The 25,753-nt window shown below is 55.8% G+C and carries 22 protein-coding genes and 1 tRNA gene; 14 read left to right on the top strand and 9 right to left on the bottom strand.

The window, feature by feature from the left end:
* Position 1 precedes the first annotated feature (1 nt).
* The gene (locus tag FN806_RS04030) at positions 2-1,525 is read right to left on the bottom strand and encodes a hypothetical protein (protein ID WP_142634253.1); all 1,524 of its coding nucleotides are present in this window, start codon (positions 1,523-1,525) and stop codon (positions 2-4) included.
* A complete protein-coding gene (locus FN806_RS20390; RefSeq protein ID WP_185956616.1) occupies positions 1,515-1,664 on the bottom strand; it encodes a hypothetical protein in 150 nt (49 codons plus the stop codon). The genes FN806_RS04030 and FN806_RS20390 overlap by 11 nt, the downstream gene beginning before the upstream one ends.
* A gap of 79 nt (positions 1,665-1,743) precedes the next feature.
* Here FN806_RS20390 and FN806_RS04025 point away from each other — a divergent pair, with 79 nt between their 5' ends.
* Positions 1,744-2,331, top strand: a complete 588-nt coding sequence (locus FN806_RS04025) for a shikimate kinase (protein WP_142634251.1) — start codon at positions 1,744-1,746, stop codon at positions 2,329-2,331.
* Positions 2,332-3,438: a 3-dehydroquinate synthase gene (gene aroB, locus FN806_RS04020; RefSeq protein WP_142634249.1), complete on the top strand. Its 1,107-nt coding sequence runs from the start codon at positions 2,332-2,334 to the stop codon at positions 3,436-3,438.
* Here aroB and FN806_RS04015 read toward each other — a convergent pair whose 3' ends face one another.
* Both FN806_RS04015 and ssb read right to left on the bottom strand, forming a co-directional pair.
* Complete coding sequence (locus FN806_RS04015) at positions 3,439-4,509, bottom strand: site-2 protease family protein (protein WP_142634247.1); 1,071 nt, start codon at positions 4,507-4,509, stop codon at positions 3,439-3,441. It lies immediately after the preceding gene.
* A gap of 18 nt (positions 4,510-4,527) precedes the next feature.
* A complete protein-coding gene (gene ssb, locus FN806_RS04010; protein WP_142634245.1) occupies positions 4,528-5,025 on the bottom strand; it encodes a single-stranded DNA-binding protein in 498 nt (165 codons plus the stop codon).
* 207 nt (positions 5,026-5,232) lie between these two features.
* On the opposite strand from ssb, the gene FN806_RS04005 reads away from it, so the two are divergent.
* The gene (locus tag FN806_RS04005) at positions 5,233-5,811 is read left to right on the top strand and encodes a lytic transglycosylase domain-containing protein (RefSeq protein ID WP_142634243.1); all 579 of its coding nucleotides are present in this window, start codon (positions 5,233-5,235) and stop codon (positions 5,809-5,811) included.
* 141 nt (positions 5,812-5,952) lie between these two features.
* Here FN806_RS04005 and FN806_RS04000 read toward each other — a convergent pair whose 3' ends face one another.
* From FN806_RS04000 to miaA, 5 genes are all read right to left on the bottom strand, one after another.
* A complete protein-coding gene (locus FN806_RS04000) occupies positions 5,953-8,040 on the bottom strand; it encodes a dipeptide ABC transporter ATP-binding protein (RefSeq protein ID WP_142634241.1) in 2,088 nt (695 codons plus the stop codon).
* A 92-nt stretch (positions 8,041-8,132) separates the two neighbouring features.
* Complete coding sequence (locus tag FN806_RS03995; RefSeq protein ID WP_142634239.1) at positions 8,133-9,596, bottom strand: ABC transporter permease; 1,464 nt, start codon at positions 9,594-9,596, stop codon at positions 8,133-8,135.
* A gap of 13 nt (positions 9,597-9,609) precedes the next feature.
* Positions 9,610-10,656 carry an ABC transporter permease gene (locus FN806_RS03990; RefSeq protein ID WP_142634237.1) on the bottom strand — a complete coding sequence of 349 codons (1,047 nt, stop codon included), beginning with the start codon at positions 10,654-10,656 and terminating at the stop codon, positions 9,610-9,612.
* Positions 10,657-10,773: 117 nt separating this feature from the next.
* A complete protein-coding gene (locus FN806_RS03985; RefSeq protein ID WP_142634235.1) occupies positions 10,774-12,444 on the bottom strand; it encodes an ABC transporter substrate-binding protein in 1,671 nt (556 codons plus the stop codon).
* A gap of 320 nt (positions 12,445-12,764) precedes the next feature.
* On the bottom strand, positions 12,765-13,658 hold the full coding sequence (gene miaA, locus FN806_RS03980) for a tRNA (adenosine(37)-N6)-dimethylallyltransferase MiaA (RefSeq protein ID WP_246097139.1): 894 nt from the start codon (positions 13,656-13,658) through the stop codon (positions 12,765-12,767).
* A 95-nt stretch (positions 13,659-13,753) separates the two neighbouring features.
* Between miaA and pyrH the strand changes: the two genes are divergently transcribed.
* The 11 genes from pyrH (at position 13,754) to FN806_RS03925 (ending at position 25,749) form a co-directional block, all read left to right on the top strand.
* On the top strand, positions 13,754-14,506 hold the full coding sequence (gene pyrH, locus FN806_RS03975; RefSeq protein WP_142634233.1) for a UMP kinase: 753 nt from the start codon (positions 13,754-13,756) through the stop codon (positions 14,504-14,506).
* A 250-nt stretch (positions 14,507-14,756) separates the two neighbouring features.
* A complete protein-coding gene (locus tag FN806_RS03970) occupies positions 14,757-15,983 on the top strand; it encodes an aminotransferase class V-fold PLP-dependent enzyme (RefSeq protein ID WP_142634231.1) in 1,227 nt (408 codons plus the stop codon).
* Between the two features lie 48 nt (positions 15,984-16,031).
* The gene (locus FN806_RS03965) at positions 16,032-17,456 is read left to right on the top strand and encodes a cryptochrome/photolyase family protein (protein WP_142634229.1); all 1,425 of its coding nucleotides are present in this window, start codon (positions 16,032-16,034) and stop codon (positions 17,454-17,456) included.
* 69 nt (positions 17,457-17,525) lie between these two features.
* Entirely contained in the window at positions 17,526-18,734 is a 1,209-nt protein-coding gene (locus FN806_RS03960; RefSeq protein WP_142634227.1) for an SAM-dependent methyltransferase, read from the top strand.
* Positions 18,735-18,750: 16 nt separating this feature from the next.
* A complete protein-coding gene (locus FN806_RS03955) occupies positions 18,751-19,191 on the top strand; it encodes a TrgA family protein (protein ID WP_142634225.1) in 441 nt (146 codons plus the stop codon).
* A gap of 28 nt (positions 19,192-19,219) precedes the next feature.
* The gene (locus FN806_RS03950) at positions 19,220-20,338 is read left to right on the top strand and encodes an NUDIX domain-containing protein (RefSeq protein ID WP_142634223.1); all 1,119 of its coding nucleotides are present in this window, start codon (positions 19,220-19,222) and stop codon (positions 20,336-20,338) included.
* Between the two features lie 66 nt (positions 20,339-20,404).
* Positions 20,405-21,439 carry a cysteine synthase A gene (locus tag FN806_RS03945; protein ID WP_142634220.1) on the top strand — a complete coding sequence of 345 codons (1,035 nt, stop codon included), beginning with the start codon at positions 20,405-20,407 and terminating at the stop codon, positions 21,437-21,439.
* Positions 21,439-23,865 (top strand): DUF3772 domain-containing protein, encoded by a 2,427-nt coding sequence (locus tag FN806_RS03940; protein ID WP_142634218.1) that lies wholly within the window; start codon positions 21,439-21,441, stop codon positions 23,863-23,865. The genes FN806_RS03945 and FN806_RS03940 overlap by 1 nt, the downstream gene beginning before the upstream one ends.
* Before the next feature lie 88 nt (positions 23,866-23,953).
* Positions 23,954-24,043: transfer RNA gene (locus FN806_RS03935), tRNA-Ser, on the top strand.
* Positions 24,044-24,406: 363 nt separating this feature from the next.
* Positions 24,407-25,366, top strand: a complete 960-nt coding sequence (locus FN806_RS03930; RefSeq protein ID WP_142634216.1) for a glycosyltransferase family 2 protein — start codon at positions 24,407-24,409, stop codon at positions 25,364-25,366.
* Entirely contained in the window at positions 25,363-25,749 is a 387-nt protein-coding gene (locus tag FN806_RS03925) for a GtrA family protein (RefSeq protein ID WP_142634213.1), read from the top strand. Before FN806_RS03930 ends, FN806_RS03925 begins: the two co-directional genes overlap by 4 nt.
* Positions 25,750-25,753: the final 4 nt, after the last annotated feature.

Below are 25,753 nucleotides of genomic sequence, written 5' to 3'. Positions count from 1 at the left end.
ATCACTTGCCCTGCAGGATCAGCAGGTTCAGCGCGGCGCGGCGCGCGGTATCTTCTAGACCGACCCGGCGCAGGGTTGCCATGGCAGCTGTCAGGTCGACCAGATTTCCCCGCGATCCATGGGCAAACAGGACCATCGTCTCCAGAAGCGCCTCACCGAGGCGGCCTTCGTCCAGCATGTTGCTGATATCGGTTGGCACCGGCGCCGCCCATGCAAACCCCTCTGCGATGGCATCCGCCAGCGGCGAAGGGGAGGGCGCGCGCCCCGGATCACCCTGAGCCAGCGCAGCCAGAAACTGACTTTCTTCAGAATTGTCCGGAGCCGACAACGCCGCTGTTTCATATAGATCTGACAGCAACAGAATGCGCCACCGCAGATCCTCGGCCGCGGGTTTCTGTAGTTTGACCTGAGAGAGGCGCCCGGCGAAAAGTTCAGCGAATGGCACTTCCAGGCCGATATTGCGCATCTGGTTCCAAACCACCGGCAGAGCTTTGGCGATCTTTGCCGAATTGCCAGAATCAAGTGCATTTTCGAACCGCTGTATCGACGATACCCGGTCCCATACGGCTCCAGACGCAGCCGGAGACCGTTCTGTATAGAGCCCCAGCAGTTGATTTGGCGTTAGCGCCCCAACGCGTGTCAACCGTTCCGCGGCTTCGACCTGAGCCTTCCAGCCCGCAACATCCCGCAGATCCGCATTTGCGAAGACGCGGGGCAAAGCAGCCGAGGGCAAACGTTCGCCAATAGCTTCGAACAAGCGGAACATCAGGGGCGAGGGGTCGTCCGGTTGCGGCAGATACTCGGCGTCTTCGTACAGTTCAGGGCTTAGAAACCTGTCCAGAACCTCCAGCTCTTGTGGTGCCAGAACCTGTAGGGCATGGGCTGCCTCAAGCGTGAGAGCGGCCGAGTCCCAATCCCCACGCCGGGCCTTGCAGAAAATCTGAGCGGCATAGTCCCGTGACAAATGCGGCTGAGCAATCAGCGCCGTGCAACTGCGATCTTCATCCCCGGTCAGAAGGGTGGCGTCGAACCAGCGTTGAAATCGGTCAAGACTGTTCGTCGGGCCTGCCAGCTGTACCAATGATTGCGTGGGGTCCGCAGCGCCAAGATGCATGAGGCGGTCGAGCCGCGCCAAAAGCAAAATCTCTTCCCCTTTACTGGACGTCGGTGCCCGAGCTTCGGTTAAAAGCAACGTGAACAGCAAACGCTGCATTGCAGGGTTGTACTTGACCGGGACGCTTTCGATCAGTTCGGACAGGCGTTGGGGATCGCTGTTCTGCCACATGTCGACAGGCAATCCTGTGACAGTCGAAGCAACCAGGCCAAGGGGTTGTGACAATGCCTGAAGCGGGGTCACAAGAACATCGGGCTGACCGCCGGGCTGCGCCACGGGTGGCTCAAGCAAAACCGTCCCCGGAAGGTTTTCCGGAGGATTGGCCAGCCATTCAATAACAGAAAGGGGTTCCTGCTGCGCCTGCGCTGTTCCTGCAAGAAACAGCGCAACCACCGCCACTTTATTCGACATTCAGTATTACCGGCTCCCTGACCTCGCTTTGCGGCGCAGAGAAATCTGCACCAAAAAACTCACCCAGGTAGACATATCCCACCAGCCCGATGAAACACAGGCAAATCAGATATATCAGGAACTTGATCAGACGGCCCATGGTCAAACGCTGCCTCAATTTTCTCTTTTGACCAAGTTATAACTGGCATTTTTCCTAAGATCACGTCATTCACGATGAAATGAGCGAAATTAAGCATAACACCCATGCGGCATCTGCCGTTTCGGACTATACACTGCACAAAACAGTGGTGCTTGTAGGTATGATGGGGGCCGGAAAGACCGCCGTAGGCCGCGCATTGGCGGCTCGGTTGCGGGTTCCTTTCCTCGATAGCGATGCCGAAATCGAATCAGCGGCCAACATGACCATCCCCGAGATATTCGAGCGTGATGGCGAAGCCTTTTTTCGCAGCAAGGAAAGCCAGGTCATCGGGCGGCTTTTGGTCGAGGAAAAAGGTATCCTTTCTACCGGCGGCGGTGCCTTTATGACCGAACAAAACCGCGACATGATCACTCAACGCGGGGTGTCCGTTTGGTTGCGCGCCGATTTGGGTGTGTTGTGGAACCGCGTTCGCCACAAGGATACGCGCCCGCTTTTGCGCACCGAAAACCCGTTCGCGACCCTTCGTGCATTGTACGATCAGCGTGTTCCGATCTATGAACGCGCCGATCTGGCGGTTTCGTCCGACGGGGATGTCTCGATTGAAGATATGGTAGAGCGTGTCGTCAAAGCTCTGATGACGCGACCTGATGTTTTGGAACGGAAATAGATGCACCAAACCGTACATGTTGAGCTTGGGGATCGGTCCTATGATGTAGAGATCGGCCCCGATCTGCTGACGCAGGCCGGTCAGCGCATAGCACCTTTGCTGCCGCGACCCAAAGTAGCGGTTCTGACCGATGAAAACGTGGCGAGCCTGCATCTTGACGCGTTGCGGGATGGGTTGGCCAGCGCAGGGATCGAAATGTCCGCATTGGCGCTGCCCGCGGGCGAAGCCACCAAAAGCTGGCCGCATTTTGAGCGTGCGGTCGAATGGTTGTTAGCCGAGAAAATCGAGCGGCGTGACGTGGTGGTTGCGTTCGGAGGTGGGGTTATAGGTGATCTCGCTGGATTTGCCGCGGCCGTTTTGCGCCGGGGCGTACGGTTTGTTCAGATACCAACTTCGCTGCTAGCGCAGGTCGACAGTTCGGTCGGCGGCAAAACCGGGATCAACGCACCGCAGGGCAAGAACCTGATTGGCGCATTTCATCAACCCTCACTGGTGCTGGCGGATACTTCGGTTCTGGGCACAATGACCGACAGGGATTTCCTGTCCGGTTATGGTGAGGTCGTAAAATACGGGCTGTTGGGGGATGCAGCATTCTTTGAATGGCTCGAGGGCAATGGCCCCGATGTCTCGGGCGGGGATATGGCCGCGCGGGTTCGGGCCGTCACCCGATCCGTTCAGATGAAAGCCGACATCGTCGCTCGTGATGAGACCGAGCAAGGGGATCGCGCCCTGCTGAATCTCGGGCATACGTTTTGTCATGCGCTTGAGGCTGCTACCGGGTATTCTGATCGTTTGCTGCATGGAGAAGGCGTTGCGATTGGATGCGCGCTGGCATTCGAACTGTCGGCGCGACTTGGATTATGTTCGCAAGAGGACCCAAGCCGGGTTAGGGCACATCTGCGTGCGATGGGCATGAAAACCGACATTTCCGATATCCACGGGGATTTGCCCGACGCCGAAGCGCTGGTCGAGCTGATGGCGCAAGACAAGAAGGTTATCGATGGCCAACTGCGTTTCATTCTGGCCCGAGGCATCGGGCAGGCATTTGTCACGTCGGATGTTCCGCGGGATGCGGTTTTGAGTGTCCTCAAGGACGCGCTGGGTTGATCAACGCCCGCGAATGATCATTAACTCGCCAATATTTTCACGGGTAATATAGCCGACCATTTGATCTGACCGCGTGCAGACGGCAACTGCGGGGGCACCCCCGTGGAACTGTTTCAGAACCGCTTCCAACCCGCTGCTCAGGGTCACTGTCGGGATATCCTCAACCATGATTGAACTGGCCAATTCTGACCGGGGAATATCTTTGGCGAGAGCAGCAAACAGCCGGTCGCGCGTGACAAAGCCCTGCAGTTTCCCTGTTGCATCCAGCAACGGAAATTCATGCTGAGTGGTGTGAATAACTGCTTGAGCGGCGGTCGCAAGCGTGTCGCTTGGCGATAGGGCGTGAAACTCGGTGATCATGGCGTCGCGGGCCAGAACCTGACGCGCCACTGATCGCATTGCGACGTCCTGGCTTTCTGCATTGGCGGCAACGAATACAAAAACCGCGATCAGAACCAACAACGGATTGCCTGTGCTTAGCCCCAGAAACCCCAATCCTACCGCCACTATCTGACCGGCAAATGCGGCAATGCGCGTGGCCTTGACCCGATCCATCCTCAGGCAGAGCAGTGCGCGAAAAACGCGTCCACCATCCATCGGGAATGCGGGGATGAGATTAAAGGCAGCCAGAAGAAGGTTCACATAGGCGAGGCGGTTCAAAAGCCCGGTCTCGGGTGAATCAATATTGGCGAGTGTTTCAAATGGCATTCCTGCGCCCAAAAAGACGAGGATGATCCAGATGATGACGTTTACTGCAGGACCGGCCAAAGCCACCGATACCTCTTGCATGGGGTTCTCTGGCATCCGTTCCAATCGGGCAAGACCGCCGATCGGCAATAAAGTAATGTCCGGAGTTTTTATGCCATAGCGCCGCGCCATCAGCGCATGACCAAACTCATGCGCGACCACACATGCGAAAAGGGCAAGCACGAAAATCAGGTTCCCGATCGCGGCCTGCATCCCTCCGGTAGAATAGGCAGCGAATCCAACCCATGCCAACAAGAGGAAAAAAGTGACATGGACCTTCAGTTCCGACCCCAATAGTCGGCCGAGCGAGAAGGACCATGTCATGATGTGTCTCCGGTGTGCCTAGAACGGAATCTCGTCGTCGTCTATTCCACCAGATGCGGGTGCCGGGGCGCTGGATTGTCCGCCATAGGGGTCACCATAGCCACCACCTGCCTGGCCGCCACCGTAACCGCCGGATTGACCACCGCCACCGCCGCCGCCTTCTCCACGCGCATCCAGCAAAGTCAGCTCGCCGCGATAGGGGCGCAAAACCACCTCAGTGCTATAGCGGTCCTGACCGGACTGATCCTGCCACTTGCGGGTTTCCAGCTGACCTTCGATATAAACTTTGCTGCCCTTGCGCAGATATTGCTCGGCAATGCGGGCCAATGGTTCTGAAAAAATCGCGACCGAGTGCCATTCTGTCCGCTCGCGGCGTTCGCCGGTGTTGCGGTCTTTCCAGGTCTCGGAAGTGGCGATGCGCAGATTGCAGACCTTGCCACCGTTCTGGAACGACCGTACCTCGGGATCACGCCCCAGATTTCCCACCAGAATGACCTTGTTGACAGAACCCGCCATGTATTTCCCCGTTCTTAACTGACTTGAGTGCGCCCGAATCTGGCGCTGTGTATTTCTGAGACCCTATACGCCCTGAACCATGGTTGGAACATGGATCATGAGAAATGAACTGGTCGGGAGTTTGCACATAGAAAATTTACCATGCTTTCATTATTGGCTGAAATACATATACTCACTCGGGTTCGTGACAGTGCGGGACAGGCATTAATGCGTTTCAGATTTTGTTTTTTATCGGTTCTATGCTTTGCGTTGACCTGTGGACTCGCTGCGGCGGATACGCTGTCTACCAAAAGCCGTAAGGACATCTTTCTGAAGCAATCCAAATATTTGGACGGCCGTGCGGCCACCCAGTACCGCGATTCAGATCGGTTGAAGCCTAAGACGCCTCAACCACAATTCAGTAAGCGATATTCCGGCAACTATCGGGGTGAGTACCTGACGATGGCGCGGCAAGCGGCTCGTAAACACGATGTTCCCGAAGAGCTGTTCCTACGCCTTGTTCAGCAGGAAAGTGGATGGAATCCCCATGCCGTGTCACATAAAGGCGCCTTGGGTCTGGCCCAGTTGATGCCCGGGACCGCACAATTATTGGGCGTGAACCCGCGCGACCCGAAACAGAATCTTGAAGGTGGAGCCCGGTATTTGTCCTGGCAATACCGCAAGTTCAAATCCTGGCGGCTCGCGCTGGCCGCCTATAATGCCGGACCTCAGGCTGTTGAAAAACACGGTGGCGTACCACCCTACAAGGAAACCCAGAATTACGTGAAGGTGATTTGGGGCGGTTAGGCCGCCCGATGAATTGCCGGATCAACAGGTGATGCGGCTTAGCCAAATCAGCGCGTTCAGTGACAGGCTGCTCGAGGTCGTGTCGCTTAATTAGGGCGCCGGAACCACCTTACCGACGCCCTTGTTGCGTACCCAATCCCATTACTCAGCGGCGATTTTAATGACGGGTTCCATACGTGCCAGGATGTCGTCTGCCAGATGGCATTTGACCTGATGACCGTCTGCCAGAGTTTTCACGGGTGGGACATCTCTTTCGCAAAGACCGTTGGGGACTTCGGATTTCCAGCGACAGCGGGTCTGAAACGGACAGCCAGGAGGCGGGTTCATCGCTGATGGGATGTCGCCTTCCAAGACGATGTGCTGCTTCTCGACCGATGTATCGGCGATGGGGACCGCGCTCAGCAGGGCTTCTGTATAGGGATGATAGGGCGGTGCAAACACCTGATCAGTGGTGCCTAGTTCGACCACATGGCCCAGATACATCACCATCACCCGGTCGCTGAGATAGCGTACGATCGACAGGTCGTGGCTGATGAACAGCAGTGTGGTTTTGTGCTCGCGTTGGATCTCCATCAGCAGGTCGGTTACCGCCGCCTGCACCGATACATCCAGCGCCGAGACCGGCTCATCCGCCACCACGATCCGCGCATCCCCGGCAAAGGCGCGGGCGATGCCGACACGTTGTTTCTGCCCGCCCGATAGCTGTCGCGGCATCCGCTCGGCAAAGGCGCGGGGCAGTTTCACCAAGTCCAACAGTTCGAGCATCCGCTTCTTGCGCTCGGCCTCGGACTTGCCGACGCCAAAGATTTCCAGAGCGCGGATGATTTGACGGCCCACGGTCATCGAAGGATTCAACGTGTCGAACGGATTCTGGAACACCATCTGAACCTCACCCACCGTCTTGGCGTCGCGCTCTTCGATGGGCACGTCCTCGATATTGCGGTTGTCCAGCAGGATCTGCCCGTCCGTTGCCGTCTCCAACCCCATAAGAACTTTGGCAAAGGTGGATTTGCCGCAGCCGGATTCGCCCACAATGGCGAGTGTCTCGGATTCATGCGCCTCAAAGCTCAGAGTTTCGTTTGCTTTGACTACCTTCGCTTCGCCGCCGCCAAACAGTGCATTTGCCGCAACCTCATAGTATTTCTTGAGATTTTCCATCTTAAGAACAACGCGGCCAATCTCACCTTTTTCCTTTTGCTCGGCCAGGGTGATGGGCGCGTTCCAGTCGATCTCCTGAAATTTCAGACAGCGGGTATGATGCCGGTCATTGCCTGGCACGGCCTCCATCAGAATGTTCTGCGCGTCACAGCGACCTTCCTCGAAATAGTCGCAGCGTGGGCCAAAGTTGCAGCCCGGCGGGCGCTCATGTGGCAGGGGGAAATTGCCCGGAATGGCCACCAGCGGGCGCGCGTTCTTGTCCGCACCCGGCAGTGGAATCGACCGGAAGAGCGCCTGCGTATAGGGGTGCTGCATTTCGTCGAACACATCCTTGATCGAGCCGCGCTCGACCGCTTCGCCGGAATACATCACGCACAGCCGGTCGCAGGTTTCCAGCACCAGCCCCAGATTGTGGCTGATGAACAGCATAGAGGTGCCGTATTTCTTGCCCAGATCCTTGACCAGCTCGACCACCGCGGCCTCGACGGTCACGTCAAGCGCGGTGGTGGGCTCGTCCAGGATCAGCAACGATGGCTTGGACATCAGCGCCATCGCGATCACGATGCGCTGTTGCTGGCCTCCCGACAGCTGGTGGGGGAAAGAATTCAGCATCCGTTCAGGGTCGGGCAGGCGTACATCGGTGACCACTTCCAGCGCACGGGCATAGGCCTCGTCCTTGCTGACGCCCTCGTGGATCATCGGTACTTCCATCAGCTGCCGACCGATCTTCATCGCGGGGTTCAGGCTGGCCATAGGTTCCTGATAGATCATGGCTATTTCATTGCCGCGAATATCGCGCAGTTCTTCGGCCGTCATCTCGGATAGGTCACGACCCTTGAACTTGATGGATCCGCCAACAACACGCCCGTTCTTGCCCAGATCCTGCATCACGCCCAACGCAACGGTGGATTTCCCGCACCCCGATTCCCCAACCAGCCCCACAGCTTCACCAGGCTGCACGCTGACCGAAAAATCCATCACTGCAGGGATCTCGCGCAACCGCGTGAAAAACGAAATCGACAGCTTGTCGATCTCCAATATCGGGCCCTCATAGGACGCAAGTTTGGTCATCTGTGTTGCTCCTCACCAGATCCCGGGGATCCCCTTCATCTGGCCAAAAATACCTCGGGGGTCCGGGGGCAGGGCCCCCGGCCGCTCATACATCAGTCCTTCAGACTTTCTTCGCGCAGGCCGTCAGCCAACAGGTTCAACCCAAGAACCAGTGTCAACAGCGCCAGCGCAGGTGGCAGGGCAGGGTGCAGATAGATCGACAAGAGCTTGCGCCCTTCATTGATCGTCGACCCCCAATCGGGACTTTCGGGTGGTAGCCCGAGGCCAAAGAATCCCAAGGTTCCCAAAAGGATGGTCGTATAGCCAATGCGCAGACAGAAATCGACGATCAGCGGCCCGCGCGCATTGGGCAGGATTTCCCAAAGCATGATGTACCATGGACCTTCACCACGGGTTTGCGCTGCGGCAACATAATCGCGGGTTTTGATGTCCAACGCCAGGCCACGCACGATACGGAATACCGTGGGTGAGTTCACGAAAACCACTGAAACGAACACGACCAGAATGCCGCCGGGGATATTGAAAAGGTCCAGATAGGTGGGCAGTCCCCAGATGTTGTAGCTGTTGGTTTCGATGATGTAGCCGTCTGTTGAAATCAGAGATAGATAGAGCCACATCGCGATGCCCAACACTCCGATCAGCAGAGGTGTGCGGAAATTGGGCCGCGTATAGAACCGCGAATTCAGCAGGACGCAAAGAAACAGGATCGGAAAGACGAACAACACGGCTGCCATATAGTTCGGCACACCGGTTGCCACGATCTCGGGCGTGACCAGCAGATAGAACAGCAGGATTACCGGGAAGGCCAGTATCAGGTTTGCCAGGAAAGACAGGAACGTGTCCAGACGTCCGCCATAAAACCCCGCAGGCAGGCCCAGAGTAATCCCGACCATGAAGGCAAATATGGTTGCCATCGGTGCGATCTGCACCACGATCCATGCCCCTTTGACCATCCGGCTGAACACATCGCGGGCCAGATTGTCCCCACCCAGCAGATACCAGGAATATGTTCCGTCCTCGGTGCTGGGCATTGGAGTTCCGGGCAACTTGTTCTTCATACCTGAAACCTGCGCCAGCGGATCATGCGTGACGATCAGGTCCAGCGCACCAAAAATGCCGGTAAAGACCCAGAACATCACAAGGCCAAAACCGATCATGCCGATGGGGCTGTCGAACAGTTTGCCGTACAGGCCAAGCTTGCGCTTGAAGGCGATTGACATTGCAAACAGGATGATCAGCGACATCCAGACAGGTAAAAACTGCCGAGAGATCGCTCCGATAATCCCGGCGCTTGTCCCCATCAAAATGCCAAGCACCACATATGCCAGACACAGCGCGACGCAGGCGAAAAAGCTGTATCTCAGCGCGATCTGCGTCAGGCCGCGCAGGCCGGTATCTGCATTGATTGTGCCGTCGATATTCACGACGACTGGCGTTTCGGGCAACACGATGCTGCCCAAGATCCAGACGATGATTGATACCCCTAGTGCAACCAGTGCGATCATCAGCAAGGGGTTCAGAATGGCGATAGAGCCGGTCCAGGTAAGTGGTTCCATGTTCTGTCCCTCCTTACGAAATTCGGATGCGTGGGTTGAGGTAGACATAGCCGATATCCGAGATCAGCTGCGTTACCAGCACCACAAAGACCGACACGACCGAAATCGCCAGCAGCAGCTGGATGTCGTTATTGCCTGCTGCCTGAACCAGCGCCCAGCCGAACCCTTTATAGTTAAAAAGGGTCTCGACGATCACCACGCCGTTCAGCAGCCAGGGAAACTGCAGCATGATGACTGTGAACGGTGCGATCAGCGCGTTTCGCAGCGCGTGCTTCATGACGATATTCGGGAAGGAAACACCTTTGAGCCGCGCGGTACGGATATACTGCGCCGTCATCACCTCGGTCATCGAGGCGCGGGTCATACGAGCGATATAGCCCATCCCGTAGAGAGCAATAGTCAGTACCGGTAGAAAGAAGTTCTCAAAGGTCGGGTTCTCCATCGCCTGTGTCGCGGTGCCTTTGAACCATTTCAGGCCAACGGCGGACGAAGTGAAGATCGCGATAAAGATCACGCCCGAGACATATTCAGGGGTCGCTGTCGTCGTGATGGCGAATGTTGAAAGGGTCCGGTCGGTGGCCGATCCTTCTTTCATACCCGCCAGAACCCCAAGGATCAGCGCCGAGGGGACCATCAGCAACATAACCCAAAGCATCAACCGACCGGTCAGGGCCAACCGGGTGCCAACAACTTTCGAAACTTCCTCTTTGAAAACGGACGAGTATCCCCAGTATCCCTGCAGGATGCCACAGAAGCTTGGCGAGCTTTCTGCGGTTTCACCGGGCAGGATACATCTTCCTTGTACGCTGCCGTCTTCGTTGGTGTGCCGATAGGATGGCAGCACGCCCAACCATTCGCCGTATTTGATCGGCGTCGGCTGCAGATACCCGTTTTTCAGCAGATAGCTTTCAACCTGTTCGTCGGACATCCGAAAATTGCCCTGCGTTTTCGCAAGCTTTTCGAGGTTTGGATACAGGTTGGTGAGGAAGAAGACCAAGAATGTCAGGCACAAAGCTGTGATGAGCATGATGCCGACACGCTTTAGAATGAATAGTCCCATATTAGCCCCTGTTGGTGGCCAGTGCAGGTGTCAAAAGCCCCACACTTCGCTGTTTTTTGGTCGCCACGATACGGACGAAAAAGCCGCGCCCAATCGGCGCGGCTTGTATCTGTCGGCTTAGGAAAGAACGCCGAACTTATAGATTTGTGGCAGGTCGGCGATGTGCTTTTCAACCCCAACCATATTATCGCGGTGGTGACGCATCGCCGTCCGCCAATAGGGTTGGATGGTCACGCCTTCTTCGATCATGATCGCCTGCAGCTTGGCCATGACTTCGCGACGCTTGTCGACATCCGCGATCGAGTTTGCCTCGGCCAGAAGCGCGTCGAACTCGTCATTGGCGAAACCAGCCTCGTTCCAGGCTACACCCGATTTGTAGGCCAGCGCCAGAACCTGCGTGCCCAGCGGGCGGTGGTTCCAGTTGGTCGACGAGAAGGCGTATTTCGTCCAGTCGTTCCAGAAAGTCGAACCCGGAAGAACCGTATGACGTGCCTTGATGCCAGCATCGTTCAACTGAGCTACCACGGCCGCGGTCGTGTTGCGGCGCCAGTCGTCGTCGATGGACTGAACCTCATGCTCGAAGTCACCCATTCCGGCCTCGTCCATCAGCGCTTTGGCCGCTGCGGGATCAAAGGGCAGGCGGGTTACAGCGGAATCATGTTCCGGGTGCATCGGGCCAACATGGCAGTTGTCGGCAGGAATGCCGTATCCCGACATGCCCAGCTCCAGGCAGACGGCGTTGTCGACGGCCATGGCCAGGGCCTGCCGCACACGTTTGTCGGCGTAGATCTTGTTGCCGTCGGCATCTTCGGCCAGCTGGTTCGGGCGGATGACGATTGTAAAGCCCGATGGAATCTCGGACCGTGTCAGGCCGATGCTGTCAAAGATGTCTACGAATTCGCCGACCGACTCCCAGTTCATGTCGATCTCTTCGGCCTCATAAGCAGCCAGGAAGGCCGCAGGGTCGGTGCCGTAGTCGATGAATTCGATCCGATCGATATAGCCACCTTTGCCCGCAGCATATCCCCACCAGTCGTGCTCTTCATTGCGGACCAGTACACCCTTTACGCCCACTTCGTGGCTTTCAGGGATCATGAAGCCAGTGCCAATCGGGTTGGCCAGCATATTGTTGGGATCGTGGCTGCTGTGCACGATGGCTGCGGGGTAGTCGGCCATACCAGGAATGATCGTGATATCGGGCGTGTTGCAAGTCAGCTTGACCGTGTGATCATCGACCACAGTGATTGCACCTTCACCCGCTTTCTGGGTTGCCTCGTCAACCAGGGATGACATGCGCGATGCCATCGAGTTCCCCTCGACTGCCGCGTCACACCACATTTCGATATTGCGGGCGACATCCGCTGCGGTGAAGTCATCACCATTGTTCCACTTGACGCCTTTGCGAACGTTCAGCGTGTGCTCAGTCGCGTCATCGTTGGATTCCCAGCTTTCCAGCAACATCGGCTTGAACGAACCGTCATTGTTGTATTCGACCAGATATTCCAGCCATCCAGCCGTGAAGGTCGCAATTTGCGTCCAGTCATAAGTACGTGGATCTTTCAGGGCGCGCACTTCCATCTGATAGCGGATAGTTCCACCGCGCGGTGGCTCTTGTGCTTGTGCCGGAGACGCCAGGCCGATCATTCCATAGGCGGCGGGGACGGTAACCCCCAATGCCGTCACGCGCGCCAAAAACTCGCGGCGGCTTAGTTGCCCGTCGCGGTACTCTTGCGCGTGCATTTCCGCGGCACGATGGATCGGCGCTCCGGTAATGGTTTGGTGTTTCATTAATGTCTCTCCCTGTGACATCGATTTTGATGAAGTAGCTCTGAACCGCTCAGACCGGTTGGTGTCAGGCAGCAGGTTCGTGTGTTTTTTTTTGGATATGCAGCATCCCCATGGCGTCATTCGGCACCAGATTTCCCATGAGGTCAATGTCGGAAATCGTCATCAACTGCACAAAAGCGACATTTTGAGGCCGAAGTTTCCGTCATCGCGGATGCTTAATCTGTGCTCCGGGTAATTCAAATAAGTGACCGCCAATCAGATTCGATCACTTCGAACCTGCGGCTGTTGTCTTGAAAATGTGTTTGTAACGACCTTAAGTATCACTTTGATAAATCAGCGCGAATCCAGTTTCTCATGCGTGCGCGAAACCACGTGCGCTGACGTTTGGCAAATTGACGGGTCGAGATTGTGGCACGCTCGCGCGCGTCATCCAGTGTGATACGGCCTTCAAGATAGGCTACCAACTCGGGAACGCCGATGGCCTTGAAAGACGGCAGCGAGGCGTCATACCGGTTTCGCATCGCCTCAACTTCTTCCAAAGCACCACTTTCCAGCATCAGGTCAAACCGGCGCCTGATCCGATCCAATAGCCATTCTTTGTCGACATCAAACACAATGGGCACGGCGTCTTGCGGGTTCAGGACCGGAGGAGGGGTGTCGGCTTGCCAGTCCCGCAAGCTGCGCCCGGTGGCTTGCTGAACTTCCCACGCGCGTTGAACGCGGGCGCGATTCCGGGTGTCAATCCCGGCCAGGGTTTTAGCATCGACCCCATCAATCAGTGTAGCTAGGTCCAGTTGATCCGCGGCAGCCCGAACTTTGGTCGGAGTCGCCGGGATATCGGCCATACCTTCGGTCAGGGCAGAAAAATACAAACCTGTACCGCCCACAATGATGGGGCGCTTTCCGCCGGACAGCAATGGCTTGACCTCGCGCAACCAGTGGCCAGTCGAATAGTCCTGATCATAAGGCACATGACCATAAAGCAGATGCGGCGCGCGGGCTTCTTCCTCGGCGGAGGGACGCGCCGAGATCACGCGCCAGCAATCATAAACCTGGCTTGCGTCTGCATTGACGATCACGCCGCCGAACGTTTCGGCGATCTTCAGCGCCAATGCTGATTTCCCCGATGCGGTAGGCCCGGCGATCAAGACGGGTTTGTCGTCAGGAATAGGGGGAAGGCGGTCCCAAAACTGCGTCATCTTGGCATTGGCCATTCAGGTTGCCTCATTCCTCATCATCCGCATTGAACCTGCGGAGCTTTTGCTTCATTTTGCGCCGGAATTAAACCCGTGCCAGCCCGGAGCGCAACATGACCCTTTCCCCCACAACCGACACTGTCGATACAACCAAGGCGAAATACAGCCGAGTGATGCTGAAGATTTCGGGCGAGGCGCTGATGGGAGATCAGGGGTTTGGCCTGCATCCGCCCACCGTTCAGCGCATCGCGCAAGAGGTAAAGTCTGTTCACGATCTAGGGGTCGAGATTTGTATGGTCATCGGTGGTGGCAACATCTTTCGCGGTCTCAGCGGTTCAGCTCAGGGGATGGAACGGACGACGGCGGATTACATGGGTATGCTGGCTACGGTCATGAATGCGCTTGGCATGCAATCGGCGCTTGAGGAGGTTGGCGTATTTACTCGTGTGATCTCGGCCATTCGTATGGATGAGGTTTGCGAGCCTTACATCCGCCGCCGCGCTGTGCGGCATCTGGAAAAGAAACGGGTCTGCATCTTTGCCGCTGGAACAGGGAATCCGTATTTCACCACAGATACCGCAGCGACACTGCGCGCCAATGAGATGGCTTGCGAGGCGATCTTTATGGGTAAGAACGGCGTGGACGGTGTCTATGACAAAGACCCCAAAGAACATTCGGATGCGGTGCGTTATGACTCGGTCAGCTACGATGACGTGTTGGCAAAGCGGCTGAAAGTCATGGATGCATCGGCCATTGCGCTAGCGCGCGACAATAACCTGCCTCTGATCGTATTCGGATTGGATGAGCCGGGCGGTTTCCGCGGTATCCTGGCCGGTGAGGGAACCTACACAAAAGTTCAAGGCTGACACCCGAACGGTACTCATTTTCAAGGCCGGGCATGATTGCCCGGCTTTTTCTTTGGTTCAGGGCACAGTGTTCTTGACGATGGCAAAAGCTGTGGGCAATTTGTCGGCGTACTTGCGCGGCAAAGGCGCAGGTTCTGCGGGCACCTGAAAGTGTCGGCTGGGCTGGAAGACCTGCCATGATTTCTGAGGGTTCCGAAATCATGCTCGGGCACCTCTTGGATAGGCAAGCATGATCAAGGAGGCACGTGCCATGAGCACTCTGGATATCAATTTTGTTCGGTCGCAGTTCCCGGCTTTTTCCGAACCCAGCCTGCAGGGGCAGGCATTTTTCGAAAATGCTGGTGGATCATATACTTGCAAGCCGGTGCTTGATCGTTTGACGCGCTATTACACCCAGCGCAAGGTACAGCCCTATGCCCCCTATGATGCCAGCCGTCTGGCCGGAGAGGAAATGGACGAGGCCCGCGCCCGAATGGCTGCGATCATGGGTGTGGATGCAGATGAACTGAGCTTTGGCCCGTCGACCACGCAGAACACCTATGTTCTGGCGCAGGCATTCCGACAGTGGATGCAGCCGGGTGATGCGATTGTCGTGACAAATCAAGATCATGAGGCCAATTCGGGGCCTTGGCGCCGTCTTGCTGATGAGGGCATAGAGGTTCGCGAATGGCAGATAGACCCCGAATCCGGGTCTCTGAACCCGCAGGATCTTGAGGACATTCTGGACGAAAAGGTGCGTCTGGTCTGTTTTCCGCATTGTTCGAACGTGGTCGGGGAAATCAATCCGGTTACCGAGATAACTGCGATTGCACATGCGGCTGGCGCGTTTGTCTGCGTCGACGGTGTCTCTTACGCGCCGCATGGATTTCCGAATGTCGGTGATCTGGGACCGGATATCTATCTGTTTTCGGCGTATAAAACCTATGGTCCTCATCAGGGATGCATGGTGATCCGCCGGGCATTGGGGGAGCTGTTGCCCAATCAGGGGCACTATTTCAACGGCGATGTTCTTTATCAACGATTTACCCCTGCAGGGCCGGATCACGCACAGATCGCCGCCAGCGCGGGCATGGCGGATTACGTCGATCTATTATGCGAACATCATGACGGACCCGGAACTGGTGCTGCAGCGCGGGGGGCGTTTGTCCACGACCTGATGCGCGGGCACGAGATCGCCCTGCTACAACCGGTTCTGGATGCGGTTAAAGATCGTAATGCAGCCCGTCTGATCGGAACCTCTGATGCCTCGCGGCGTGCGCCAACGGTCGCGCTGGCGCTGAACCGAAATGCTGAATCTGTTGCTGCCAGTCTTGCCTCGCATGGGGTTATGGCCGGTGGCGGAGATTTCTATGCCGTGCGTCCTTTGCAGGCCATGGGTGTGGATCTGGGTCAAGGTGTTTTGCGAGTCAGCTTTACGCATTACACATCGAAACGGGAAATTGATCAGCTTTTGAATGCGTTGGACGCTGTTTTGTGATCCAGTTCTGAGACTGCTGCGTAGAAAGGTAAACAATACGGAGCAGTCATGGGACCCAAGAGCCCGCCGATAATTATGTGGTTCCGACAGGATTTGCGACTGTCGGACCATCCTGCACTCAGCGCTGCTTCGGCAACGGGGAGGCCAGTTATTCCGGTCTATATTTTCGACGATCTCGGGCAGGCCTTGGGTGCGGCTCCTAAATGGCGCCTCGGCAAGGGCCTTGAGGTGTTTGACCGTTCGTTGGCGCAGTTGGGAAGCCGTCTGATCTTGCGGCGCGGGGATGCATTGGAGGTTCTGCAAAACCTGATCAAGAAAACCGGATCCACCGAGGTCTATTGGTCTCGGGCTTACGATCCGGACACGATTGCCCGAGATACAAGGATCAAGACGGCTCTGACCAAATTGGGCGTACAGCCCAAATCGTTTTCCGGGCACCTGCTTTTTGAGCCCTGGACCGTCCAGACCAAGACCGGAACGCCTTTTCGCGTGTTTACACCAATGTGGCGATCGGTACAGAAACGCGAGGTTCCATTCCCACATGCGCGACCCGCCGCGCTGACCCCGCCGAAGGAATGGCCGCATACAGATACTCTGGAGTCGTGGGGATTGGCCGCGGGAATGAACCGCGGGGCATCAGTGTGCGCCCGCTATGTACAGCCAGGGGAAGACGCAGCGTTCAAAACGCTCCATCGGTTCTTGGAACGGCTTTCGGGGTATCCCGAAGCCCGGGATCAGCTGGCCGAGGATGGAACGTCGGGCATTTCCGAATATCTATCGCTGGGTGAGATTGGACCACGTAGCGTCTGGCACGCCCTTCAGGGCGCAGAGATGTTCGGCATGTCCGGTACCCAAGCCTATTTGCGACAGTTGGTTTGGCGTGAATTTGCCTATCATTTGATGTTCCATACGCCTCATTTGTTAAGCAACAACTGGAAACCGGAATGGGATCAGTTCCCTTGGGGCCAAAACGCCTCTAGCCCCGAGATCATTGCTTGGAAGCAGGCAAGGACAGGCATTCCCGTGGTCGATGCTGGGTTGCGACAGATGTACGTCACAGGTCGCATGCACAATCGCGCCCGGATGATTGTCGCCAGTTATTTGACCAAACATCTGATGGCGCACTGGAAAATCGGTATGGGCTGGTTTTCCGATTGCCTGACCGATTGGGATCCGGCCTCAAATGCGATGGGTTGGCAATGGGTTGCTGGGTCCGGCCCAGATGCGTCCCCGTTTTTCCGTATATTTAACCCCGAGGCGCAGCAAAAAAAATATGATCCCTATTGCGACTATGTGCGGAAATGGGTGGCCGAAGGACAGTCAAACCCGCCCTCGAGCGCACTTGATTATTTTGAAGCCATTCCCTGCAAGTGGGGTCTTGATCCGTCTGCGCCATACCCAAACCCTGTTGTGGGTTTGGCAGAAGGGCGCGCGCGCGCCTTGTCGGCCTATGAGGGCCGAAAAAGCCGGTAAAGAACTGAAAACTTGCCAGAAACACAAACTCGTTTTAGCCTTCTACAACAACCGCACAGGGGAGAGCGGATGGTTCTAACTACAATCGAAGGGCAGACAGACCTGCCAAGATATTTTGCACATGTTCTGAATATGCTGAACCAGATGGAGCAGGGGCAGCTTGATATTGCCTTGCCAGACGGTCGTGTATTTCGCACCGAAGGCAAACGCCCTGGGCCTGTCGCACGGGTCGATATTCACAATCCGGACGTATTTGCACGACTTATCCGGGAGGGTGAGCTGGGGTTTTCAGACGGATATCTGGAAGGCGATTGGAGCACACCAGATCTGCGTGCCTTCATGGATCTAGTGCATCTGGGTACCGAGACCGTGTACGACGATTTCACCGGGAAATTTCTGGTACAGGCCTATGAACGCCTGCGCTTTTGGTTGCATCGAAACAACCGTCGACAGGCTAAAAAGAATATCTCTTATCATTACGATTTAGGTAATGAATTCTATGGGTTATGGCTGGATGACACCATGACCTATTCCAGTGCCTTGTTCGAAACCGGACAGGAAAGCTTGGAAAAGGCACAAACCGCTAAATACGCCAGTCTGGTTGATGAAATGGGTGCCAAACCCGGTGACCATATTCTGGAAATTGGCTGCGGATGGGGTGGTTTCGCCGAATATGCAGCAAAAGAGCGTGGCCTGCGGGTCACAGGCTTGACTATCAGCAAGGAGCAGTTGAGCTTTGCCCGTCAACGCATTGAAAAAGAAGGACTTACGGATTTAGTTGATCTGAAGCTGCAGGATTATCGTGACGAACGGGGCCAATATGACGGGATCGCCTCTATTGAGATGTTCGAGGCGGTTGGTCAGAAATATTGGCCGGTTTATTTCGACACCATCCGCGATCGCTTAAAACCTGGCGCACAGGCAACCTTGCAAATCATTACCGTTGGCGATCATCGCTGGGATGTGTATAAGAATGGTGTTGATTTCATTCAGAAATATATCTTTCCGGGTGGGATGCTTCCGGCTCCGACAATTCTGCAGGAGCAGGTGGCGAATGCGGGTCTGACCGTGGTGAAGTCAAAAGAATTCGGCAAAAGCTATGATCTGACACTGCGCCGCTGGTACGAGACGTTCAATGACAAATGGGACGAGATTTCGGGAATGGGGTTTGATGAGCGTTTTCGCCGCATGTGGAATTATTATTTGACCGCTTGCGGCGCGGCCTTTGACACCGGCAACTGTGATGTGACACAGATCACCATAGCGAAACCTACTTAGTAAACGGACCTTTAGAATGCCCAGCGCCTCACGTCTTGTCGCAGCCCTTTGTCTGGCGGTGGTGGCATTTCTGGTTTCCAGCATGATCATAGCAAATGGTGAAGAAGGCAAAAGCTATGGCTACTTCACTGTCGTCAACATGGCCCTTGGGGTCGCGTGTGGTTGGAAAATCATGGGTAAGCGAACCGGCAAAGGGTGGACCGCTGCCGTCAATAACGGACTGACAGGCATTGCCTCGCTGGTGTTTTGGGGTCTTTTCGTTCAGGGCACCTATGAGATGTTCCGCTTGGCCATGCGCCACCGCTATGACGGCCCGTTCGAGGCCCTTATGGCGATATTCAAGATTGGCGTTGGATATGGCGAACAGTTGTTAGCTCCGGAAATTCTGTGGACTTTGGCTATTGGCGCTCTTATCGCCGGTTTGGCGACGGAAGAAGCAAGCCGCCGCTGGCGCTAGCACCCAAATACCAACGCGAGATACCCTTGTGAACGATCTGTTTTTCTATGGCACGCTTCGGCATCTGCCACTGCTGCAACTGGTGCTTGGCCGTCCGCTGTCACGCCTGACTTTGTCAGAGGCCAAGCTGAAGGATCACGCGGTTTACAGCGTGCGCGGCGAGGCATTTCCGATGATCCAGCCAGAACGTGGGGGCGTTGCGGATGGCCTTCTGGTTCAGGGCCTCGAACCCGAGGATTTCAGGCGACTGATTTTCTATGAAGGGGGGTTTGATTATGATCTGCAGCTGCAGCCCGTTGAACTGCCCGATGGCTCTGTTGTCGAAGTCTGCGTGTTCTTTCCCGAGCCTGACCTGTGGTCGCCCGGTGAGCTATGGTCCTTGCAGGACTGGGCAGACGCATGGGCGGATCTGACCCTAACCGCCGCGCAAGAGGTCATGGGCTATTACGGCAAGGCCGATGCCGTCAAGATCGCGCGCAGTTTTCCGTCGATCCGAACCCGCGCCTGGGCCAAGCTGGGTGCACGCAAACGCGGAACCGGTGACGCGCGTGATCCGAAGAAGGATGTTATCGTACACGAGCATACCCATGCCTATATTGACTATTTCGGCATGCAGGAGGTTCAGCTTCAACACCGAAGGAATGACGGCACGATGGGGTCGGTGCTGAACCGCAACGGATTGATGCAGGGCAGTGCTGTGGTGGTTCTGCCATATGATCCGGGGCGTGATGCGGTGCTTTTGGTTGAACAATTTAGGACGCCGGTTTTCCTGATCGAAGACCCCGAGCCGTGGATGTGGGAACCCGTTGCAGGCATGATTGACCCCGGTGAAACGCCGCAACAGGCTGCGCGGCGTGAGGCGATGGAAGAGGCCCAGATCAGCCTCAAGTCGCTTGAATTTGCCGGAGAGGCCTATTCGTCCAGCGGATCGTCCACCGAATACGTCTACCTTTACGTGGGGTTGGCCGATCTTGAGAAAACGATAGACGATGGCGGGCTTGCCTCGGAAGGTGAGGATATCCGCACCAAAATCATTCCCTATGCTCAGTTCATGGATCAAGTCGACGGGCATGGGTTCAAGGATTTGCCGCTATTGTCACTGGCGCATTGGCTGGCTCGGAACAGAGACAGGCTGCGTGGGGCGTGATCGCGGCTTGTGGTTGTTGCGTAGCATCTGTAAATCTTCGTTGATACGTAAAGAAATGAGGGCGCCATGCGCATTGCGAAAGACCTTGCCGACGCAGTAGGGAAAACTCCGTTGATCCGGCTGCGCCGTATCAGTGAGGAAACCGGGTGTGAAATTCTTGGCAAGGCCGAGTTCATGAATCCTGGTCAATCGGTCAAGGACCGTGCCGCCCTTTATATCATTCGCGATGCCATAGCACGGGGCGACCTGAAACCTGGGGGCACCATCGTTGAAGGCACCGCCGGAAACACCGGTATCGGTCTGGCGCTTGTCGGGGCGTCGATGGGCTTCAAGACCGTGATCGTGATCCCCGAGACCCAGTCGGAAGAAAAGAAGGATATGCTGCGTCTTGCGGGCGCTCAGTTGGTTCAGGTCCCGGCAGCGCCGTATCGCAACCCGAACAACTTTGTACATTACTCTCGCCGTCTAGCTGAAGAACTGGCGCAGACGGAACCCAATGGCGCAATCTGGGCCAATCAGTTCGACAACGTCGCCAACCGTCAGAGCCATGTCGAGACCACCGGCCCCGAGATCTGGGAGCAAACCGGCGGTAAGGTCGACGGCTTTGTTAGTGCGGTTGGCTCAGGTGGCACGTTGGCCGGTGTGGCCGAGGCCCTGCAGCCCAAAGGCGTCAAGATCGCATTGGTCGATCCGATGGGGGCCGGGTTGTATTCCTATTACAAAACCGGTGAGATCGCGATGGAGGGAAGCTCGATCGCGGAAGGTATTGGGCAGGTGCGGATCACCAAGAACCTTGAGGGGTTCAAACCGGATTTCGCCTATCAGATGACGGATAACGAAGCGTTGCCCTATATCTTTGACCTTCTGCGCGACGAAGGTCTGGTCATGGGCGGATCGACCGCCATCAACATGGCTGGCGCCGTGCGCCTGGCCAAGGATCTGGGTCCGGGCCATACCATTGTTACCATCCTGTGTGATTATGGCACGCGCTATCAATCCAAGCTGTTCAACCCGGAATTCCTGCGCGAAAAAGAATTGCCTGTTCCTGATTGGATGACCGAGGCGCCGCGTAGCATTCCGGGCGTTTTCGAGGACGTATGATGTTGCGGCAGGTCCGCCTGTTTCTGGCCCTTGTTTCACTTTTGTTTGCAGTTCTGTCTGGTCCTGCAACGGCACAGCTTTCGGATCGGCAAAGTGACTACTATCAGGGTTGGGTAAAAACGGCGGATCGGGCCGAAGATGTGATCGAGGCCAATCGGGCCTCGAACGCTTCGCTGGAAAATCTGCGATCGGAAATTCATACCTATCGAGATGTTTTCAACAGCGCGCGTGGTGCAAATACCGAACGTATCCAGACTCTGGAAAGCCAGATCAAGGCTTTGGGTCCCGGACCGGAAGGTGATGCAACCGAACCGGAAGACATTGCTACGCTGCGTTCACATCTTGAAAACCAACTGAACGCGCTGCGGGTGCCGCATATCATTTCCGACGAGGCCTTCAGTCGCGCCAACGGACTGATCGCAGAAATTGACCAGATCCTGCGAAATAGGCAGAAAAAAGAGCTGTTGGAGCGCGGCCCATCGCCACTGAACCCCAGCTATTGGCGGCCAGCCTGGGTTGACCTGACTGAAGCGGGCCGAAGCCTTTTCAACGAGGCTGTGCAGAACTACCAAACAGATGTGGTGCATGAGCAGCTTCGCAAACAGGGGCTTGGAATTCTATTGCTGGTCTTCGTGGCCATTGTTTTGCTGGGCTATGGAAAACGTTGGTCCGAGGCTGCCGGGAACTATCTGCGTACCATAGGGGGACAGGGAACTGGCGTATGGACATTCCTGACATCGCTGTTTCGGATAATTCTGCCATGGCTGGGTGTTTTGTTGCTGGTAAAAGCCGTCGTCTTGACGGGGATATTGGGATTGCGGGGAACCCTTCTGATACAAAACGTACCGTTCTGGGCGGCCATTGTTCTGTACTACGACTGGATTGGTCGTCAGGTCTATGTAATGCAGCAGGCGCAGGGTTTCAGAAAGCTCTCGCCAAAGCGGATCACCGAGCTTCGAATCTACCTGGATCTGCTTGCCGTTTTTCTCATTTTGCATGATCTTGGGAATCTCTTCGAACAGATCGAGAATACTTCGGATGCGACGCGCGCGGTTGTGGGCTTCCCAGTTATTCTTGCAACTGCTCTGGTTCTGTTGCGTGCGCGGCAGATACGGCTTGCCGAGGTGCAGGCAGAACCTGATGGCAATGCCCGTGGAACCGGGGTCATCCAGCTGGTCGAATTCTTGCGCCGAGCATTGTTCCTGTTGGGAGTTGTCAGCCCAGTTCTGGCCGCCATCGGTTATAACAACGCTGCTGAGGCCATTGTTTTTCCAGCGGTAAAATCGTTGATCCTGATTGCCGCACTGATCATCCTTCAACGATTCCTGACTTCGGTTTATGGATTGATAACCCGCAAGGGTGAGGCAGCCCGAGACACATTGTTTTCGGTTCTGATTGGCTTTGCCATGGCCATTTTGGCCCTGCCGGTTCTGGCGCTGATCTGGGGCGCACGCGAGACCGATTTGTTAGAGGCATGGTCGCGGCTCCTTTTGGGGTTCGACATTGGGGGCGTGACCGTCTCGCCCAGTAATTTCTTTACTTTTCTGGTGGTTTTCCTGATCGGATACGGACTGACACGCGCCCTGCAGGGTGGGTTGCGGACCTCTTTGCTGCCAAAGACGAGCATTGATCCCGGTGGTCAAAACGCGATTGTTTCAGGGACGGGGTATGTCGGTATCTTCCTGGCAGCCTTGGTCGCCATCATGGTTGCGGGTTTCGATCTGTCGTCTCTGGCCATCGTGGCCGGGGCGCTCTCTGTCGGGATCGGATTTGGTCTGCAAACTATTGTCTCGAACTTTGTGTCCGGCATTATTCTTTTGGTCGAACGCCCGATCTCAAAAGGCGACTGGATCGACGTAAACGGGATGATGGGTTATGTGCGCGACATCTCGGTACGCTCGACCCGGATTGAGACCTTCGATCGAACAGATGTCATTGTCCCAAACTCGGACCTGATCAGCGGTGTTGTCACCAACTATACCCGTGGAAATACGATCGGACGCGTCATTGTCCCGGTCGGGGTGGCCTATGGTACCGATACCCGCGTAGTCGAGACAATCCTGGGCGAAATCGCCAACGCACATCCGATGGTATTGGCGAATCCGGCACCCAACGTTGTGTTTCAGGGGTTCGGTGCGGATTCTCTGGACTTTGAAATCCGCGCCATTTTGCGGGATGTGAATTGGGTTCTTTCGGTGAAGTCCGACATGAACCATGAGATCAATCGCCGCTTTGTGGAAGAGGGGATCGAGATACCGTTTGCTCAGCGTGATGTCTGGCTGCGAAACCCCGAGGCTCTTCAATCGTCAGATAACGCGCAAATGCCCCCATCTGAGCCTGTTTCAGAGGCAAAAGCGCCCCCGGCCTCTTCGCCCGCCGAATTGACCGAGGCTGATCTTTCCGACGGTGATGGTGACGAACCCTGAGGCAAGTTCGGGCCTGAAACGAGCCAGAGAATTTTACACTAATCGGGCCTTGCAAATCCCCAGGCGATAGTCCAAATAACGCCCGCACGGAGAGGTGGCCGAGTGGTCGAAGGCGCACGCCTGGAAAGTGTGTAGGCGGGAGACCGTCTCCAGGGTTCGAATCCCTGTCTCTCCGCCACAACACCAGCTCTTGTCTTGGACGCTTAGGTGTTTCACATCTCAGACATTGTTTTGGAGCCCCCCAGCAAAAAAGGCTCGGTAAGCGATTCACATAACCCATGTTGAGCGAATTCATCCAATTTAGATGGCCCAGAATTACTGTTTCTTGCAGGCAAGGGAATTTCAGGATGCGAGGCAGTCAAACTGTTGGGTAGGGCCTATTCCTGTGTCGGTTGGGTAACTACAGGTGAAAACTCGGCGCTCGGCTTGTTCGCTGATGCGTCTGTTGAGATATCAATACATCTACAACGCCAAGTGAACGTTATTCCTTGGCTGGTCCGTTTTGCGATAGGTGCGCTGTAAAATCGCGCCCGGAGGTTAGATGTTACTGTCTGTCGTCATTCCATGCATGAACGAAGAGGAGTCGATCCCCTTACTGGTGAAGCGCCTGATCGCTGCGACTGAACAGTGGAACGCCGAATCCGAGATTATTCTGGTGGATGATGGGTCTAATGACGAAACATGGCGCGCAATCTGTGCCCAAAGCGAGTTTCATCCGCGTATTCGCGGTTTGAAGCTATCGGGTAACCGCGGTCACCAGATCGCTCTGACAGCGGGGCTGAATGCAGCCCAAGGGCAGCGGATATTCATGTTGGATGCCGATCTGCAAGACCCGCCGGAGCTTTTGTCGGACATGATGGCGATGATGGATCAGGGTTATGATGTGGTTTATGGGCGTCGGAGTGAGCGAAAAGGCGAAAGTTGGATTAAGAAAGTAACAGCTCATGGTTTCTACCGCATATTGAACCGGCTTTCGGACGTACCCATTCCAAATGACACGGGCGATTTCCGGCTTGTCAGCCGTCGGGCGCTGGATGCGGTTCTGAGTATGCCGGAACGCGCGCGGTTCGTTCGGGGCATGTTCGCTTGGGTTGGTTTTCGTCAAATCGGGATCGAATACATCCGCGACCCACGGATCGCGGGCGAGACCAAATACCCGATGTCCAAGATGATCCGCTTTGCGCTTGATGCACTGGCGAGTTTTTCGATCAAACCGCTGCAGATCGCCACACGAATGGCCTTTCTGACACTGATTATCGCCGCGCTGATGGCGGTCTACGTCTTTTGGTCCTTGATCCTTTACAACGCGGTTGCGGGTTGGGCGTCGACGGTTCTGGTGATCAGTTTCTTCTCGGGTATCCAGCTATTGACGCTTGGAATCATGGGGGAATATCTCGGACGTCTGTATATCGAGGCCAAAAACCGACCACTCTATTTTGTAGATCAAGAGACCTCAGAGATTTCGGACCCCATAGTAGAAGAGAAGACCGCGCAGAAATGAGCGAACGGCGCCGCATAATCCGGTTTGCCATCGTGGGCTTAGGCGTGGCTGGTTACTACATGCTGGCCTTTCTGGGCCTGTTGCGCGTGTTTCATTCACCTTGGATCGCCAATGCATTGGCTTTTGGGTCCGCAATCCTGATCCAATATATTGGGCAAACAGTCTGGACCTTCGGGCAGGCGCTGGTGGTTCCTGCACAGTTTGGGCGGTTTCTTTGCATGGTCGGAATTGGGCTGCTGGTTTCAGCTGCGATTACCGGACTGGCCGGCCCTCGTTTTGGCCTGAGCGAAGCTGCCTCGGCCGCTGTCGTTGTAGTTGTTCTGCCTGTGATCAACTTCGCGTTCCTACGGCTATGGGTCTATAAACCGCAGAATTCAACCTAGAGAT

This window comes from Ruegeria faecimaris, from assembly GCF_900182615.1.
GTDB lineage: Bacteria > Pseudomonadota > Alphaproteobacteria > Rhodobacterales > Rhodobacteraceae > Ruegeria > Ruegeria faecimaris.
Note: the sequence above shows the minus strand (reverse complement) of the source record. Positions and strands in the feature narration are given on the sequence as shown.